8 protein-coding genes and 1 pseudogene are annotated in these 17,230 nt (G+C 55.3%); 2 read left to right on the forward strand and 7 right to left on the reverse strand.

The genetic code is table 11. The features are described 5' to 3' along the window. The 6 genes and pseudogenes from RBB81_RS19145 to RBB81_RS19165 form a co-directional block, all read right to left on the reverse strand. Window positions 1-2,382 carry a glycoside hydrolase family 31 protein gene (locus tag RBB81_RS19145; protein ID WP_353071740.1) on the reverse strand — a complete coding sequence of 794 codons (2,382 nt, stop codon included), beginning with the start codon at window positions 2,380-2,382 and terminating at the stop codon, window positions 1-3. Window positions 2,383-2,426: 44 nt separating this feature from the next. Next, window positions 2,427-4,604: a glycoside hydrolase family 3 C-terminal domain-containing protein gene (locus tag RBB81_RS19150; RefSeq protein ID WP_353071741.1), complete on the reverse strand. Its 2,178-nt coding sequence runs from the start codon at window positions 4,602-4,604 to the stop codon at window positions 2,427-2,429. Window positions 4,605-4,730: 126 nt separating this feature from the next. Further along, window positions 4,731-8,357, reverse strand: coding sequence for a TonB-dependent receptor (locus RBB81_RS19155; protein ID WP_353071742.1), 3,627 nt, complete (start codon window positions 8,355-8,357; stop codon window positions 4,731-4,733). A 445-nt stretch (window positions 8,358-8,802) separates the two neighbouring features. After that, a pseudogene (locus tag RBB81_RS23515) lies at window positions 8,803-9,020 on the reverse strand (hypothetical protein); the annotation flags it as partial. A gap of 457 nt (window positions 9,021-9,477) precedes the next feature. Further along, window positions 9,478-11,196: a glycosyltransferase family 39 protein gene (locus RBB81_RS19160; protein WP_353071743.1), complete on the reverse strand. Its 1,719-nt coding sequence runs from the start codon at window positions 11,194-11,196 to the stop codon at window positions 9,478-9,480. A 300-nt stretch (window positions 11,197-11,496) separates the two neighbouring features. Then, window positions 11,497-11,715: a hypothetical protein gene (locus tag RBB81_RS19165; protein ID WP_179584695.1), complete on the reverse strand. Its 219-nt coding sequence runs from the start codon at window positions 11,713-11,715 to the stop codon at window positions 11,497-11,499. Between the two features lie 783 nt (window positions 11,716-12,498). Here RBB81_RS19165 and RBB81_RS19170 point away from each other — a divergent pair. Both RBB81_RS19170 and RBB81_RS19175 read left to right on the forward strand, forming a co-directional pair. Continuing rightward, window positions 12,499-12,843 carry a PadR family transcriptional regulator gene (locus RBB81_RS19170; RefSeq protein ID WP_353071744.1) on the forward strand — a complete coding sequence of 115 codons (345 nt, stop codon included), beginning with the start codon at window positions 12,499-12,501 and terminating at the stop codon, window positions 12,841-12,843. Window positions 12,844-12,853: 10 nt separating this feature from the next. Then, window positions 12,854-15,547, forward strand: a complete 2,694-nt coding sequence (locus tag RBB81_RS19175; protein WP_353071745.1) for an ABC transporter permease — start codon at window positions 12,854-12,856, stop codon at window positions 15,545-15,547. 357 nt (window positions 15,548-15,904) lie between these two features. On the opposite strand, the gene RBB81_RS19180 is transcribed toward RBB81_RS19175, so the two are convergent. Then, window positions 15,905-17,173: a TolC family protein gene (locus RBB81_RS19180; RefSeq protein ID WP_353071746.1), complete on the reverse strand. Its 1,269-nt coding sequence runs from the start codon at window positions 17,171-17,173 to the stop codon at window positions 15,905-15,907. Window positions 17,174-17,230: the final 57 nt, after the last annotated feature.

Consider the following 17,230-nt stretch of genomic DNA (forward strand, 5'->3'; position numbering starts at 1 on the left):
CTATCGGTTTTCTACCTCCATCACCGAGGCATCGGGCGCGCTCCATGCGTCTGGACCGCTGTGGGTTAGCTTTCCTGTTGCGTTGGACCAGTGAAGATGGGTGAGTTGGAATTGGCCCTTCTCATAGTTGTAGGTGTTGCCATCGTCGCGATAGAGGTCGAAGTCGCCGTCGGCGCCGGGATAGACGCGAACGCGATCGATCTTCTGATCTTCGTTGGTACTTTCAACAGCGCTGCCGAGAGGAATGATAGAACCGGCACGAACGAAGAGGGGAATCGTGTCGATGGGAGCATCGACAGTGATGGCCTGCCCACCATGCACCTTCGCATTCGTCCAGTAGTTGTACCAGTCGGTTCCAGCGGGCAGATAAACCTCCCGTGAAGTACTTCCCTGCTCTGTTACCGGAGCGACCAGCAGAGCAGGTCCGAACATATACTCGTCACCGATGTTGGCAACCTTAGGGTCGCTTCCGAAGTCCATGAACAGTCCGCGCATGAAGGGAGCGCCGGTCTGGTTGGTCATGTGGCCTAGGCTATAGATATACGGCATGAGCTGATAGCGAAGGCGGAGATACTTCACGAGGATTGGTTCGGCCTGCTTGCCGTAGGACCACACCTCATTCTGCGGACGGCTTCCGTGACTGCGGAAGTTGGGCTGAAAGGCCCCGTACTCGAACCAGCGTACGTAGAGTTCGGGATAGTCATCGTAGTGGCCGATGTTTTCGCGGGCGTCAGAGGGGTCGATGAGCGGAGTGTGCAGCGGCGTGTGATGCGAGGGAAGATACTGCCAGCCACCGATGTCGGTGCTCCAGTAGGGTGTACCCGATGCCACGAAGTTGATGCCGGTTGGGACCTGACGCTTCAGGGTGTCCCAATTTCCGCTGATGTCGGATGACCAGAAGATGGCGCCGTTGTGCTGCGCCCCGAGATAGGCGTCGCGAGCGAGGATGAGTGCGCGGGTCGGAAGGTCTTCGCGAAAGCCGTTGTAGAAGGCTGCAGTGTGAAAGAGGGGGTAGGTGTTGAAGAACTGCGTGCCAGGGCCAATGTGGAAGTAACTTCCGCTAGGAGGAAGATCCGGCTCGGTCTCGTCGGCCCAGAAGGCGTCGAAACCTTTGCTAATGTAGTTCTCTTTGACGACGCCCCAGTACCACTTTGCAGCGCCGGAATTGGTGGTGTCGATGTCTGAGCCGGCGCGGTCGTAGGGTAAGCCATTGGTGGGCGTGCCGTCGGCGAGATGCTCGAACCATCCATTCTTTAGCACTGTGTTGTAGTAACGACCCTCCGGGACGAAGCGGGGCCATATGCTGATCATGGTGTGGAAGTTCATGGCGTGCAATTCTTTGTTCATCGCCGTGGGGTCTGGCCATTTGGCGGGATCCATGTCCATCTGACCCATGATAGTGTAGTGAAACCAGTCGATGACGAGGTCGTCGATCGGGTAATGGCGTTCGCGATATCCGTGCGCCACACCGAGAAGTTCGGCCTGGCTTGTATAGCGCTGCTTACTCTGAATGTAGCCGTATGCAGATTTTGGGAGCATAGGGGTTGAGCCGGTGAGCAGACGGTAGCCGGCGTAGATCTCATCGTAGGTTGCACCAGCGATGACGAAGAAAGAGACTCGCTGGCCGACATCTGATGTCCAACGTACCTGATCGTTGAATCCGAAGGCAACGGTGGTCGCGGATGGATTGTCCCAGAGGATGCCGTAACCTTTGTTTGTAACTATGAATGGAACACATACACTTTGGCCCGAGGGTGCGTTGTAATCGTGAGCACAACGAAGCACATGGTTGCGATGGTCGAGGTAACCTTCCTGATTCTGGCCCAGGCCATAGTAGTGCTCGTCTGGAGGAGAAGCGAAGCTGGCGCCCACCTGGAAGAAGGGTGGGTCCGTAGCGCGCCTGTCATAGAGGATGTCGGCGTTACCGTCCTTGTGGTTGGGGACCGACATCTGCCAGCCCTGCATGTGAACGAGGTCCGCATTATCGGGGGTTTTTATGGAGAGGCCGACGCCTGGAGTGGAGCCGTTGAAGAACTTCGCTATGTCGGCTCTGGTTCCGGTGGGAACCCACTTCGGCCCCTGGGATGAGATCGTGACGACAAGGCGGTTGGAACGCAAGGTGTCACCTGAAGTCTCACTCCCGGCTGTCCATCCCGTAGGAGCTGGCGTCGCTACGATGCCATACCCCGGTGCAGCGAGCGCATCCTCGCGCCGCAGGCTAATGGAGACGCGAACGATATTTGGCGCGTAGGGCTCGACGAGCACCGTGGCGTTATCGCGAGAGAGCGACAGCTGCTGAGCGCGAATCACCGGAGTTGCCAGAAGCGCGCAGAGACAAGAAAGCGGAATGAAGTGGACAGCGGTGCGGAGGTGCCTGGACATAATTTTCTCTTCTTTGTTCAAGTATCTACCAGAGGGGTCCGTACCTAACGGGCGACGTTTAAGGTTTTGCTTAGCTTGATATCGTCCGAGCTGGCGCCGATTCGAAGTTCGATGGGGCCAGGTTCAACAACAAAGGCGTGTTGTGTTTCATTCCAGTAGCCGAGCGACTGTGCGGGTAGGTGAAGAGTGACGGCTTTGGATTCACCAGCGCGAAGGTGCGTGCGTTCGAAGCCTTTTAGTTCTTCGATGGGACGCGACACGGTAGAGTGAGGATAGGCGACGTAGAGTTGGACGACTTCGTCACCCTCTCTCGTGCCTGTGTTGCGTATGTCGGCGGTGACGGTCAAGTCGCCGTTCGGCGCGAGGGTGGATGTGCTGACGTGCAAATTCGAATAGACGAAACTCGTATAGCTCAAGCCGAAGCCGAAGGCATATAGAGGTTTCTGTTTGAGATAGAGGTAAGTACGACCGTGGCGAAGATCGTAGTCCATCATGGGAGGAAGCTGATCGATGGAGCTAACCCATGTCTGAGTTAGACGTCCCGCTGGATTGTAGTCACCAAAGAGCACGTCCGCGAGGGCGTTTCCTTGCTCTTCGCTGTTGTGAGTGATCTGGAGGATGGCTGGTATATGCTCCTGGGTCCAGTTGGTCGCATAGGGGAAGCTTGTTTGCAGTACAACGACAGTCTTGGGATTGGCGGCGTAGACAGCTTTGACAAGCTCTTCCTGTTCTAGCGTGAGACTCCTGCGGTCAATCGCTTCTTTGCCCTCGCTAGGCAGTGCGCACTTGAACCATCCTGCGTCGCAGGTTGGGTGGTTGCCCACGATCACGATGGCAACGTCGGCTTTAGCGGCGAGAGCGGCGGCCTCGTTTACATCATCCCCTTTCGAGAAGGTGACGGATGTGGACGATCCAGCGCGTGTGCGGATTCCAGCGAGCGGCGTGATGACGTAGGGCGGAGTACCGCTGTACCAGTCAAGTGCTACGCGGTCGGCGAGTGGGCCGATGACTGCGATGTTCTTTGCGTTGCCGGGACGAAGAGGAAGGATGTTATTTTCGTTCTTCAAAAGCACGATGGACTCATCGGTGACCTGACGTGCGAGAGCGTGTCGTTCGGGCCAGTTCCATGGATCTCCCTTTACCTGATCGACTATGCCGATTTTGGCGTAAGGAATCTGCTCGGCAGGGTCCAGCATGCCCAGTCGCAGCATGACACGGAAGACGCCGCGGATGTTGGCGTCGATCTCTTGCTCGGTGATGAGGTTCTGTTTGAGGGCGTCCATGACGGGTTGGCGGTAGTCATCAAGAAACTGGTTGATGCCCGCGTGAATCGCGGCAGCGGCAGCCTCAGACATAGTTTTGAAGGCGTGGTGATGGGTGACGAGATTTGTGAGAGCGCCGCCGTCGGTGCAAATGATGCCGTCGAATCCCCATTCCTTGATGACCGCAGAGCGAAGCACAGGATTCTCGATCATCGGCACACCGTTCCAGCCGTTGTAGGCGGTCATCATGGCGTTGGCACCACCTTGTTGGATGGCCATGCGAAACGGCACGGAGTAATACTCACGGAAGAGGCGCTCGTCGAAGTTCGACGAGGAGCCATCGCGACCGTCTTCGTTGCTGTTGGCGAGAAAGTGCTTGAGGAGCGAGGAAGTGAGCCATACATAAGGATCATCGCCCTGCAGTCCGCGGGTAAAAGCAGCGGCCATTGTTCCGACGAGGAACGGGTCTTCTCCGTAAGATTCTTCACTGCGACCCCAGCGCGGATCGCGGCTGAGGTCAGCATTTGGCGCGCGAACGACCATGCCGCCACGATGGTATTTCCCGTACGCATAACGAGTCTCGTAACCTTCAGCAGCAGCAGCCTTCTGAATGAGTGCGGGATCCCAGGTCTGGCCGAGTCCGCGCGACTGAGGAAACTGAGTCGTGGGAATGACGGGAAGATTCTTACCCTCCCAACCGGCAGGACCTCCAAGGGCGAGCCCGTGCAGGCCTTCTACGTGTTGGGTGCCGACGACTCCTAGCCTGGGAATGGTTGGGTTCGTGCTGAGTGCTTGCACCTTCTCCTCGAGCGTCATGTGCGAGAGCAGATCGGTGATGCGTTCCTCGACGGGGAGATGGGTGTCTTGAAAACGGTAGCTCTGCTGCGCCGGTAGAAGCTGCGAGAAGGAGACGATAGCGAGCGTAGACGCGATGTAGATGGATCGGTTGAACCTATACATGACAGCGATACTCCCTATCGTTCGGCGTGACTTGCGGAGTGATACAGACGGAACATAAGACAGGCTCTACCGCCAGGGCAGGTGGCGGCAGAGCTCGTCCAATTGCACAATTGGAGAACAACTCCGCTAGAAGTTGTACTTGATTGCGAGCAATAGGGTGCGTTGTGTGTACTTCGCGTCGGTGATGCCACGGTCGACATTAGAGACCTGAGACGCGAAGGAACTGTTATTCGGAGTTTGAAGCTTTAGTGTCACCAGATCCGAGGTGCTGTAGCCAGGCAGCGGATGATTGAGGAAGTTGAACGCCGATCCACGAATCTGCAGGGCCTGATGCTCAGTGACGTGGAAACTCTTGTAAATGCCGAGATCGGAGTCGAAGTAGGACGGGCCGCTGAGATACGGGGCCTGACGGTCTCCCACCTGCCCGATCTGTGGCGCGGTGAAGCAATCGAGGTTGACGTGCTGATTGTGCTTAAGGCCAGCGGTAGGATTGCAGATTGTGACCGGGAGCACACTGTTGAATGGCGTTCCGTAGAAAGTGGACGACCCTACGGTGTGGCCTAGCGTGGTGTTCTCGATGGTCAAGCCGAGGTTCTGGCTTGTGTTTGCCTGCAGATTGCCACCTGACTGCCAGGTGGTGGTGCCGGAGAGCGTCCACCCGTTAACAAGTCCACCCGCCAGGAGATGACCATGAATGGGCGAGCCGAGATCGAACGCATAGGAAGTGTTAACGACGTGGGGACGGTCGATGTTCAGGACGCCGTAATTGCCCGCGACGTTGAAGGCATCGACCGAGGTCGATGAGTTGCCGACGCCGCCGACGATTCCCAGCGACTTTGAGTAGGTGTAGTTGACATTGAAAGTTGCACGGCCCGTCTGGCGAAGCAGACTGATCTGGGCTCCGTTATAGTTCGCATAACCCGAGTGGGTGTTGACCGAGATTGCGTTGGTGCCGTAGCCCTTGTAGTAGGGGAAATAGTCCGCGATGTTGGGAAGGTTCTCAGGATCAACCGGAGCAGGTGCGCCGGTGACGGGATCTGGTTTGAAAAGTCCGCCGACCGGAACCTTGTTCTCGTTGACGAAGCTGGTGCCGCCTACACCGGAGCCGCCGCTCTGTCCACCCATGAGGATGTTCTGAGTTTGATTGCCGACATAGGCGACCTCCAGCAGCATATTGCGCGGGATGCGCTGCGAGATGGTCAGGTTGTAGGCATAGGTTACGCCCACCTTGTCGTCGGCCTGGTCGGTAGCGTAAACGCTCGAAGGCAGTGAACCAAGCGACGCCGAGTTTGAACCGAGGGCTGCAATCTCCTTGAGGGTGATTGCTTGGTTATTGCTGGAGTTGTACGTCTTGACCCCGAGTGATGTCTGGAGCGGACCAGCATAGTCGTTGTACTGATCGTTCCAGCGATAGGCCGCCCAGCCGCCGCGCACAACAGTCTCACCGTTGCCTCTAACGTCATAGGCTAATCCGAGGCGAGGCTCGAAGAAGATCGTCTGTACTGGAGATCCTCCGTTAGGGACGGCCCCATCGATAGCATGCCAATAGACACCAGGATAGATCTTGCCTGTGCTGACGTCGGCAGCGTAGCGATTGGGCTCCCACACTGCAAGACCCGTACCTGTGTTGTCCTGCCATCGACCGAGGTGTTCGAGGCGAAGTCCGAGGTTGAGCGTCAGGTGGCGGGTCGTCTTCCAGTTATCCAGGAAATAGCCGGCACCGGTGGTATAGGCCATGTCGTCGGTGGGATTACTATTATTCTGCGTATAGCCGCTGGTGATGCCCATCAGAAAGTTTGCCAGCGGATTGACCGTGCCTATGGTCAGGCCGGTGACCTGATCGGTCTTTGCCCCACTTGCAAACGAGAGCGACCCGTTGGGAGAGCCGTAGGTCTCCTGCTTATTACCTGACCGGCTCCAGTAGCCACCCATCTTAAAAGTATGTGTTCTGTAGACGAACGTGACGTCATCGGCCACAGACGGGGCCTTCTTGTTGGTGTTGTAGACTCCGCCATTTCCAAACAGGTCTGGTTGTGAAATGTCGGGTAACGTACGGGCTCCCGGCGAGTTAATTGACGGCACAAGCTCGGAGGCGTTGTTGTAAACGGTGCCGTAGGGATAGCCGAGGGTAGAGATATCCATCGCCTTCAGGTTGCTGGCGGAGAACGGATTGTCCAGCCAGCCCACGGCGACGCGTAATTCGTTGGTCGCCGCGGAGTTAAACACATGAATGTAGCTGCCGCTCAACACGTGAGAGTGAACGGCGCTTACGAGCGGACCACCAGGATAGGCGACGGCATTGGAAGGGGTGTAATAGATATGCGCCAGGCTGGTCTCGGAGTCGCTGCCATATTGGTAGCTCACAAACAACTTGTTTTTGTCGCTGAGATTGTAGTCCACGCGGCCGCGGTAGATATATCCATTGTGGACGTTGGTCGTCTGCAGAAAGTAGTTGTAACCGCTGCCGTTGCTCGAGGGATTCGTATTGGGCTGGGGAAAGAGCTTCAGTAACGCCAGCGCACCTGGATCGAGATACTGCGTAGGAATCTGCGTGCCGCTCAGCTTTGTTCCATCCGGAGCGTATCCGCCGTTCAGTGACTGACAGAAATCGTTTCCTGTGCTCGTAGCGCAGAGTGCTGCGTTGTCCGGATCGCTGAGGCTGAAGTTGCCGGCGCGCATGGCCGGGGTCGGCACATAGGAGGTTAAGGGTGAGGCTGCTGGGAGTGTCTGACGAAAATCTTCGAACCCAGCCCAGAAAAGCAGTTTGCGGCTGTAATTGAAGTTGGTGTGAGGAATCAGGATGGGGCCGCCCACGCTGCCGCCCGGATAGTAGTAAGAGGCTTCCGGCCGTGCGGTTGGAGTTGTGCTGTGCTTGTCTTGCCAGGTATTGGCGTTCAGCACACTGTTACGCGCGTAGAAATACCCCTGACCGTGGAACTCTGACGAACCGGAGCGGCTGATCACGTTGATGACGACGGGGCCCTGGGCCGCATCGGCGCCGAAGTTGGAGGTCTGAACCTTAACCTCCTGGGTCATATCCGGGTTCACAGTTGCGATCGACCAGCAGGCACAGCCGGGATCGATGATGCTCGCGCCGTCCAACAGATAGGCGGTGCCTCCGCGATAGGGAGCACCATTGGTGTTAAGGCCTACTCCAACCGCAGAGCCTGAAGACCCGTTATCGCTGAAGTCGAAGCCAGGGCCGTTGCCCGTGCCACTCGCGGTGGTCGTGGTTCCAGGGAGAATTTTTAGTAATTCAGAGAGGTTGCGGCTCTCAATAGGAAGCCTCTCTATGTCCCTGGCGGTCAATAGCGCCGAGCGCTCGCCGGAGTCCTGGGGGGCGATCTCGTTGGCAGCGCTCTCTACAGTGACCGTGTCTGTACTGCCACCGACAGTGAGGCTGAGGTTGTTGAGATTGCGAACGTCTCCCGGGTCGACCGTCACATTATCCTGACGGAATCCGCGGAAACCAGGCGCCGCAATCTGCACCGTGTAGGTCCCTGGGATAACACCAGCGAAGGTGAAATAGCCGGAGGCATTGGAAGTCACGTTGCGCTTGTCTCTGCTTGCCGTGTTGGTGAGGCTGACCGTGGCTCCCGGGATGACGGCGCCGGTCGTATCGACGACGTTGCCCGAGAGACTGGCAGTAGTCTGCGCCTGCAGATGTGTAGCTGTGCCGAGCAAGCTGACGGTCAGGAAGAGGAGTAAAGCGAGTCTCCTTTTGAGTTGAAGGTTAGACATTGTGTAAAGCATGGTGCGGCCTCTTTCACTTGATTTTTTTTGTGACCCGAACTAATTGTTGTTGGGTAGCTCTCTGTCAGGGAATAGATTTAGTCTTGTACGAAATCGAAATGAGAATAGTACACGCAAACAAAAACAGTCAACTATGAAATTAAAAAGATGAAAAACCGCTCTTTTGTCGGTTTTCGAGGGATCAAGGAGCTTTAATGGGCAGCAAGCGCGAAACGAAGCACGCATGGACTGAGCGTGTCTAGATATATTGTTACGGCAATGGACTTTCAGAAACTTGGCCACTTGCAGGAACATTGCAAGTAGGGAATAAAGAATAAATAAAGGGGTCTACAACCGTCAGGCGGAGTCGCAGGGTGTTTCAGCGCGAAGCTCAGAATTTTACCGTGACTAATATGATCGCCATCCCTGTTGAGGGGTCGAGGCCGTGCTTGGCCCTTGGTCTGTTCATTGATTGGCCCATCAGAGAACCGATCCAGCCAGGAGCACATCCGAAGACGCCTCCACCAAACAGCGCTAAGAAGAGGCCTGGGATGGCGTCTTCGAAAACGACCACTCATGATCCGAATTTGGCGAAGATCAGCCGAAACAGATGACCGCATAAACCGCAAAAGTCTTGAAAGTTCCCGTTAGCGTTTGAGCACCGGAAAAGTCCATCGTGCCTTGCGTGAACTACGCTCGTAAAATGCCAATGCGAGTAACGTGGGCGGCGTGTGCAAACCCGCGCTGGTATATGGCGTGAAGTTTGAGGTTGACGAGGTGAGTGGTCGGATTAGTGGAGACAACCAGAGTCGAAGGGTTGTGACTCTGACGGTTCTTATGGCCAGCCTATGCTGAGGTCCAAGCCAGCTTCATCTAACCGTTTGTGCTGATTTTGCTCCCGTTTCGAGGTTGTCGCCCCCGAAATGGAAGTATCCTGTTAGGACATCCCTTCGACCACTGTCTTTGTTCCCCACTCTGCCGACTGCCGCCACTCGCTGACCAGAAGAGCCGGAACAATCGTCGCAGTTCAAAGCCGCTGACCCCTCTACCCTGTTGAGTCTCTAACAAATGAAGGTAGGCGCGGGCCGACGATTGAGCGAGCTATCGAATTCAGGGTCTATGATTCTGACTATCCTTTGCTTTACGGGACCCTCTGAACGTATAGAGTGCGATTGTGAGAAGGTAACCACGACTGAAAGGAAACAGGCGCAAAAGATGATGTTTCATAGCACGTTGATTGGTCGTACGCCAAAGCATAGTGAATATTCAACGACGGCATGAGGCCTGAAAACCAGGATTGACATGCCGGCGAAAGACCTTGCCGCATTGGATGAGTCTTGTAAGCTCCTGTTGGAACCATCAACCGAGAATCGTTGACATAACGAGAATTCTCGAGTTCTGTCCAGGCGTCGTATTCAAATCCAGCACGAATCTCACTTTTAGTCACACCCGTAGACAGCACTTCGTTTGTGATTGCCAACACCGCACGATCTCTGGCATACAAGTCGTGAAGTTCAGCAACACCAAAGGCTCCAAACATCAGAATTAAAGCCACGGTCAACAACGGTAGACGACCACCGACTCTCTCCTCATATAACCTCAAAAGACCCACTACGGCCACAAAGATCAAGGGAATCAGGTATCTGTCGAAGATGTTTGTCCTTGTCACGAGCAATACGATGTAGGCCATGGTAAATGGACCAAACATCGCAAACGTACTACTCCATGTGAATGTCGCTTTGCCTTTCCAATGCGGGCGTTGAATTTTGGAAACGTTAAGTAGAAATAGAATGAAACCCGAGAGAGCAGCTAGGACTAGCAGAGTGAGCACCATGCGACAGTCATAAGGAAGTACATCCGGCTGTACACCAAGAATTCCAGATCCGCTAGTCAATCCTCCGTTTATAACGGTGCTGCTAGTGAACTCAAGTTCGAGGCTAATCTGCTTGCTGAAAATCAAACCGAGAAGCCCCGCCACTGCAAAGGCAGTTAATAGCGCAGTAGCTTCAAAACGCGTTAGCCGATCACGAAAGGGCAGCTTGACTATGAAGGCGGTGATAATTGGAAGGACGAAGAAACAGATAGCTAGGCTATTACGCAGCACTATGTTCTTCAGCACACCGCCTACTCGTCCATGCGGGATGTGTACGAGCGCATCGGTAAGTGAGTAAGGTTGGTGGCGGAACCAGTACATACTCCATCCGATCATTCCGACACTGATGAGCCACAACGCAGCTGCCACTATCGGAATGCCAGCCCTTCTCCGAAGATGCCATGCTACGGAAGGAACCATTACCAGAGCCCCAAGCCAAGCTAACTGGCGGACAGTCCCACCAACTGCATTTGATAGCGCTGCAAACACGAGCCATCCAATCGCCTTCCGCGTCGTGCTTGCCTGAATCGCGCGTGCGCAACTGTAGAAACAAAGAACTATACAGAAAAACCCCGGGACGTCGGACATAAAGCTAAAGGCCACTGACAAAAACACTGGTGACAGCGCAATCATCAGAGCGCCGACCGTAGCGTTCCACTCGTTCACTCCTAAGCGAACGAGAAGGCGTTGAGCCAACATGATCGTCGCTACCGCAACAACTAGTACGGAGACCCTAGCAATAAAAAAAGAAAATCCGAATATCTTGAAGAAGAGTGCGCCGAGGTACAGTTGCCAACCCAGCATAGCGGCCGACCATCCGTTATAAACAACGTGCCCCGTATCGGCGAGTACCCGTGCGCTCCAAATGTAAGACCAATCGTCATCCAGACCCATCTCGGCTACAGGATGTGAAACAACAATCGCAAGGACAAGAAACAGACCGCACAAGGCAGGACCGAATGCAGATTTACGAATTCGCGCAAACAAAAGATTCCTCCACCTCATCTACAGGAGTTAGTAGCCCCCGTTAACAAGAGACTTTCTTGTTTATACATTGTTGGATAAGGCCGTACTCCTGGTCATATCATCCGGATTCCAACAGACAGCCACAGTGATCGCCGCATTGAGAATCGCACTACAGGTTACGACGACGTGATACTAGTGTAGGCTTGGCAAAAATCCGAGGACGAGAATTGTTGGTACGCAGACAACGACTGCGAAAGCAGCATCACGTAGGGTAGAAAAGTTTCCTAACCCTCACCGTTTTCTACGCTGATACAATTTTTCTTAGAGATGTTCACGAAGCCAGAACTTAAATTCTCGAAGCAAAAGGACTGCCACCTTCAAGGTTGGCACCGCCAGAAGCGCGCCGATCGAGACAACGAGTATCAGCAGGTTGTCGGGTATTCCTGGGAGAAAACTGCCAGTTTCGCCTGGATTTTCGCCTGGAGTCGGTAACGTACGATCATCCAAAGCCAATGCGGCAAGGAACCAAAGAGTGCTCATGGTAACTTCCTTATGCTAAATGTCTCGTGCCGGATGGAGTCGCTAGATAGGGGTCTTGGCTTCGGTAGCCTGAGGTTTCGGGATACCTGAAATATAGAAGGCTGTCTTGAATGCCAGCTCCGGACTTGAGGTCCGAGCGGCAGCGAACCAGCCCCAAAGTTATACTCATTGGGTCCACGGTTACTGTATATCTTCTATCCCAATTTCTTCCGCATGTCCAGGTTGGGCCTCGGTCTAGTGGCGGGTCTCATCCCGCGCACGGTTTGCCACGCAACTTATGGACGCGCTACTAATCACTCTCACGGATGCAGAAGAATCGGGCAGACCACTGCTGCGGAGTCATGCGCTTGCCGTACCACGGTATCAGCATAAAGCCGTCGGTGTTCCGCTGCACCGCTAGTTTCTCGTTAGGTCTCTCCACCGTCTGCAAATCGAACGTTGAGCAGAAGAACTCCGTCAGTGCCGGAACATTTTAGGTAGTGAGGCGGTGTGATTGATCCTCGTCACCATCACGATCTCTTTGCGACAGGCAACAGTGCCGCAGCCCCAGCCGCACCGTACGCCCTCCTTCCGCAATGAAGCAGGAGTTGACTGCGGAAACGTTTCCGCAGCGAGCGGGGCTTACCGTACCGATCCAACTCTGCGTTCTCTGCACGATTTGGAGCCCGCCTATAGATCACATGCAGAATTTTGCCCGAGTTGAAGGAGCGAAGTTTTTTATGTATGCTTCACCTGATAAAATACCTATTTTTAAAATAGGTATTTTGATATAGTATTTCTTCCATGGCGAAGAACCCCAAACATCGCGATCTTTTCCCTGGTGCGCTGGAGGTCATGATTCTTCAGTCCCTGCGACTACACCCCATGCATGGCTATGCACTCGTGAAGCATATTAAACAGGTGTCCGACGACCTGCTGCAGGTGGAAGAAGGTTCTCTCTATCCGGCACTCCAGCGAATGCTGAAGGAAGGCTGGCTCGAAGCGGAGACCGGAGTTTCTACCAAGGGCCGCCCCACGCGCATTTATCGACTTACTGACGCGGGCATCCGCCACCTCGAGAAAGAAGTCATCAGCTTCGAAAAGATGTTCGCCGGCATCACGCGCGTGCTCGCTGTTGCCAAGGCGTAGGAGGTCACAATTGCAGTGGTTCGCTCAATTTTTCTCTCGACGCCACCGCTATGACGATATCTCCGTTTCGATCCAGGAACATATGGAGAACCGTATCGAGGAGTTGATGGACGACGGCATCTCGCGCAAGCAGGCAGAGCAGGAGGCGCGGCGCGAATTTGGCAACGTGGCTCTCATTGAACAGCGCAGCCGTGAAGTATGGCAATGGCCGGCGCTTGAATCCATTGTGGCCGACTTGAAGTTCACCTTCCGAAGGCTGCGGACGTCGCCGGGCTTTACCGCGACCGTTCTCCTTACGCTGGCGATCGGGATCGGGGCCAATACCGCGATCTTCAGCGTGTTGAACAGCATCCTTTTGAAGCCGTTGCCTTACCCCAATTCAGAACAGCTTGTCTCTCTATGGCTCAACGCTCCAGGCGCCGGGGGACTCGCCAACTTTTCCAACGGCCTTCAGCTCTCATCGTCGATGTACCTCACTTTCTCTCAGCACAATCGAACGTTCGAGACAATGGGTATTTGGACGCCGGGTACGGCCAGTGTAACGGGCGTGGCTAAACCGGAAGAGGTGCGAACCGAGATCGTGAGCGACGGCGTACTCGAGACACTTAAAGTTCCTCCTGTAGCCGGCCGTTGGCTTTCTGAAGTCGATCAGGATCCGCATGGACGAAAGAGCGTGGTATTGAGCTACGGGTATTGGCAACGCCGCTTCGGCGGAGATCGCAATGTGATCGGGCGCCCTATTCAGGTCGACGCCCAGACCAGAGAGGTTGTTGGCGTGATGCCGCGCGGCTTCCGGCTCGTCGATCGTGATTTCGATCTTCTGATCCCGCTGGCGCTGGATCGCACCAATCAAAAACTCGCAGGCTTCGGCTTCTACGGAATCGCTCGTCTCAAGCCCGGGATCGCGATCGCACAGGCAGATGCCGACATTGCGCGTCTGATTCCTGTCTGGATGGATTCCTGGTCAAACGGCCCCGGGACCAACCCTCACTTCTACGAGACGTGGCGAATCACACCCAGCCTCCGTTCACTGAAGCAGCAGATCATTGGCGGCGTAAGCAGTATGTTGTGGGTGGTTATGGCGACCGTCGGACTCGTGATGCTGATTGCATGCACCAACGTGGCCAATCTCCTGTTGGTGCGTGCGGAGTCTCGCCACCAGGAGCTTTCCATTCGAGCCGCGCTCGGCGCTGGCCGTATGCGCATCGCGCGTGAGCTGATGATCGAAAGCATATCGCTCGGACTCCTCGGCGGCGTACTTGCGATCGTGGTAGCCTTTGTCGGCTTGCGCCTCCTCGTTGCCACGGGTCCCGTCGATCTGCCGCGCCTGAGCGAACTCTCTCTCGATGCGCGCTCGCTCGGCCTGACTCTCGCTCTCTCGATTCTTTCGGGGCTGTTCTTCGGATCCATACCGGCTATGAGATATGCGCGGACCCAAACCTCTGCAATGATGGGAGGCGGAAACCGGACAGCCAGCGCTGGTCGTGCGCGGCAGCACTCGCGCAATGTACTGGTCATAGCACAGGTAGCCATGGCGCTCGTTCTGTTAATAAGCGCGTTGCTTATGATTCGCACCTTCGCTGCGCTGCACCGCGTCGAGCCCGGCTTTGCCGATCCTCAGCACCTGCAAACCATGCATATTTGGATTCCCGACCTGCTGGTCTCCGATCCGCAAGTGGTCACGCACGTTCAGAACAACATCGCCGACAAAATCGCTGCCATTCCGGGAGTCACTTCGGTTGGGTTCGCCGGATCTGTTCCCATGGAGAACATCGACCCCAACTGGGACCAGATTCGCGTAGAAGGAAAAAATTACGAAGGCGGGGAACCTCCTCTCAGGCTCTTCAACTTCGTCTCACCAGCGTACTTCAATGCTATGGGTACACGTTTTGTGGCTGGTCACGACTTCACATGGGCAGATATCTACGACCTGCGGCCCAAGGTGATCGTGTCGGAGAACTTTGCGCGGGAGTCGTGGGGTTCGGCGTCCTCGGCTATCGGCAAACGGCTCCGTCAGTTCTCAAACACTCCATGGCAGGAGGTGATCGGAGTCGTCGAAGATGTGAGGGTGCACGGCGTTGATGAGAAAGCGCCCGCCATCGTCTACTGGCCGGCAATGATCAACGATCCATATACGCCGAAGCCTACCATCGATGCCCCACGCTTTGTCACGTTCGCCATTCGCAGTAACCGTGCTGGAACTGAAAGCTTCCTCAACCAGGTGCAACAGGCCGTCTGGTCTGTGAACGCGAGCCTGCCGCTCGCATCGGTGAACACTATGCAGGAGATCTATAGCCAGTCGCTTGCGCGGACCTCATTCACGCTTGTAATGCTGGCGCTTGCCGGTGCAATGGCACTTGCCCTGAGCCTCGTCGGCATCTATGGAGTTATCTCATATGCTGTTTCGCAGAGGACTCGCGAAATAGGAATTCGACTGGCACTTGGAGCACAGAAAAACCTGCTGCGGTGGATGTTCGTTCGATCGGCTCTTGTGCTAACCGGAGTTGGCATTGCCGTTGGCCTTGGAGCAGCAGCTGCACTGATGCAGCTCATGAAAACCCTGCTCTTCGGCATCAGCCCGCTCGATCCCCTGACGTTCTTTGCGGTACCGGTTGTCCTGGCGACAGCGGCTGCGATTGCCAGCTATCTACCAGCGCGGCGCGCTGCTGGAGTCGATCCAGTCGAAGCGCTGAAAGCCCAGTAACTGACCCTTGCAACGAGGATTGCGGACATAAATATACAGCTGTGGTGTTGCACCGTTTTGCAGGGGTTTTTCCAGATTTTCGGCTGCAGATGGTGGTAGAAACGTGGTCAGGTTGTGGTGAAATGTGTGGTAAACGTGGTTTCCAAACACCACATTTCTGAGGCATAAAAAATGCGCCACTTTTCTCGACTTTATTTTTTGTCTGGAAGGGTGGATCGATTCTTAATGGACGGTTCAGCCGTTCAGGCGAAAGCACGGATCGTCTGATGCCGTCGCGCAGAGGAGCGGTTTAGCTGTTTGCAATTGGGCTAGTATGTCTGTCGCTTCTTTGCCATGTGATACAGAACCTCAGCGAGGCTATGGGACTATCTCGGTGGCGGTGGCGAAGCTTAGCTGGTGGATTGCCATCCATGTCTGGGAGTAGGCGTTGAGAGCGTCGGATGTGACGGAGCGGGATTCGCGCAGTGCGTCCAGATAGTCGATCAGGGCAAGGCCGCCGTGCTGATAACTGAACTGGGCGATATCGAGAACGTCCTTCGCTTCGTCGAGGTAGTGGCCGTTGTAGCGGTCGGAGAGGACCTTGGCATTAGCGTAGCCGGACCAAGCCTGATCTACGTCGGCGACTACCTGATTGCGGGTCGCAAGCTCGGTGAAGCGACTAGCCTGTGCGAGATATTTGCTGGTCTCTTTATTCCCCTGATTTCGATCAAAGATTCGGATGGGAATATTGAAGTTGAAGCCGGCAGAGTTATAGGTGCCGCTGCGGTCATATTCGCCTTCGAGGGTTGGGTCGGTGGTGCCGTTCGCGTAGGCGAGCTTGACGTTGGCATCGGCAACGGCCACGCCGAGATGGGCGGCATGGTAGTCGGGGCGCGCGGCGAGCGCCTTCTGTTCCAGCCCTTCCATCGTGTCGGAGACGAGCGGCGGCACAACATCACCGATGACATCGAAGTCGGTGCGAGCTTTGTCATAGCCCAGGAGAGCCTGAAGTTGGATGCTGGCCTGCTGGGCATTCGTGATGGCGTTGGACTCGTCAGATTCAAACTGAGCCAGCTGGAGGTCGAGGCGTTCGAAGTCGAGCTTGGCGATATCTCCGGCTTTGTAGCGCTCCCGTCCGATGTCGAGCTCGTGCCTGAAGTCGCTTAGGTTGTCGTCGGCTAGTTTTTTTGCAGCCTTTGCGATGACGAAGCTGGTGAAGGCCTGGCGCACGGCAAGTATGGTCTGTTGCTCCTGCTGGTGGTATTGGGCGTCGGTCTGGGCCGTGGTGGAGCGGGCGCTGTCGAGACGCCAGCGACGCTTCTCGCCGCGCTCGAAGAGCCTCGAAACCTGCAAACTATAGGAATATGGATTAGAGGCTCCCTCTGCAGGAAGAGTTATGTTTGATCCAGTAAATCCGAAGTAGGGATTGGCTCTAACTCCAGCCTGAATCTCCTGAGCTTTGACTGAGAGCAGGTTCTGCTGTGAGGAGAGCAGGTTGGGATTCTTCATTCGCGCTATATCTACGGCCTGCTGCATGGTGATGGCGGCAGGGGCGGAGCTGGATGGCTGAGTCTGCGGAAACGCGACACGAGCCACGAGCAGAAGGCAGGAGGCAACAAGGAGGATTCGATGTTTTTTCTTCGTCATGTAGTTTTCCGAACCTCCTTTGGTCTGCGTAGTTCTTATTGAAGATTTGCCTGCATG

This window comes from Tunturibacter gelidoferens (genome assembly GCF_040358255.1).
GTDB classification, from domain to species: domain Bacteria; phylum Acidobacteriota; class Terriglobia; order Terriglobales; family Acidobacteriaceae; genus Edaphobacter; species Edaphobacter gelidiferens.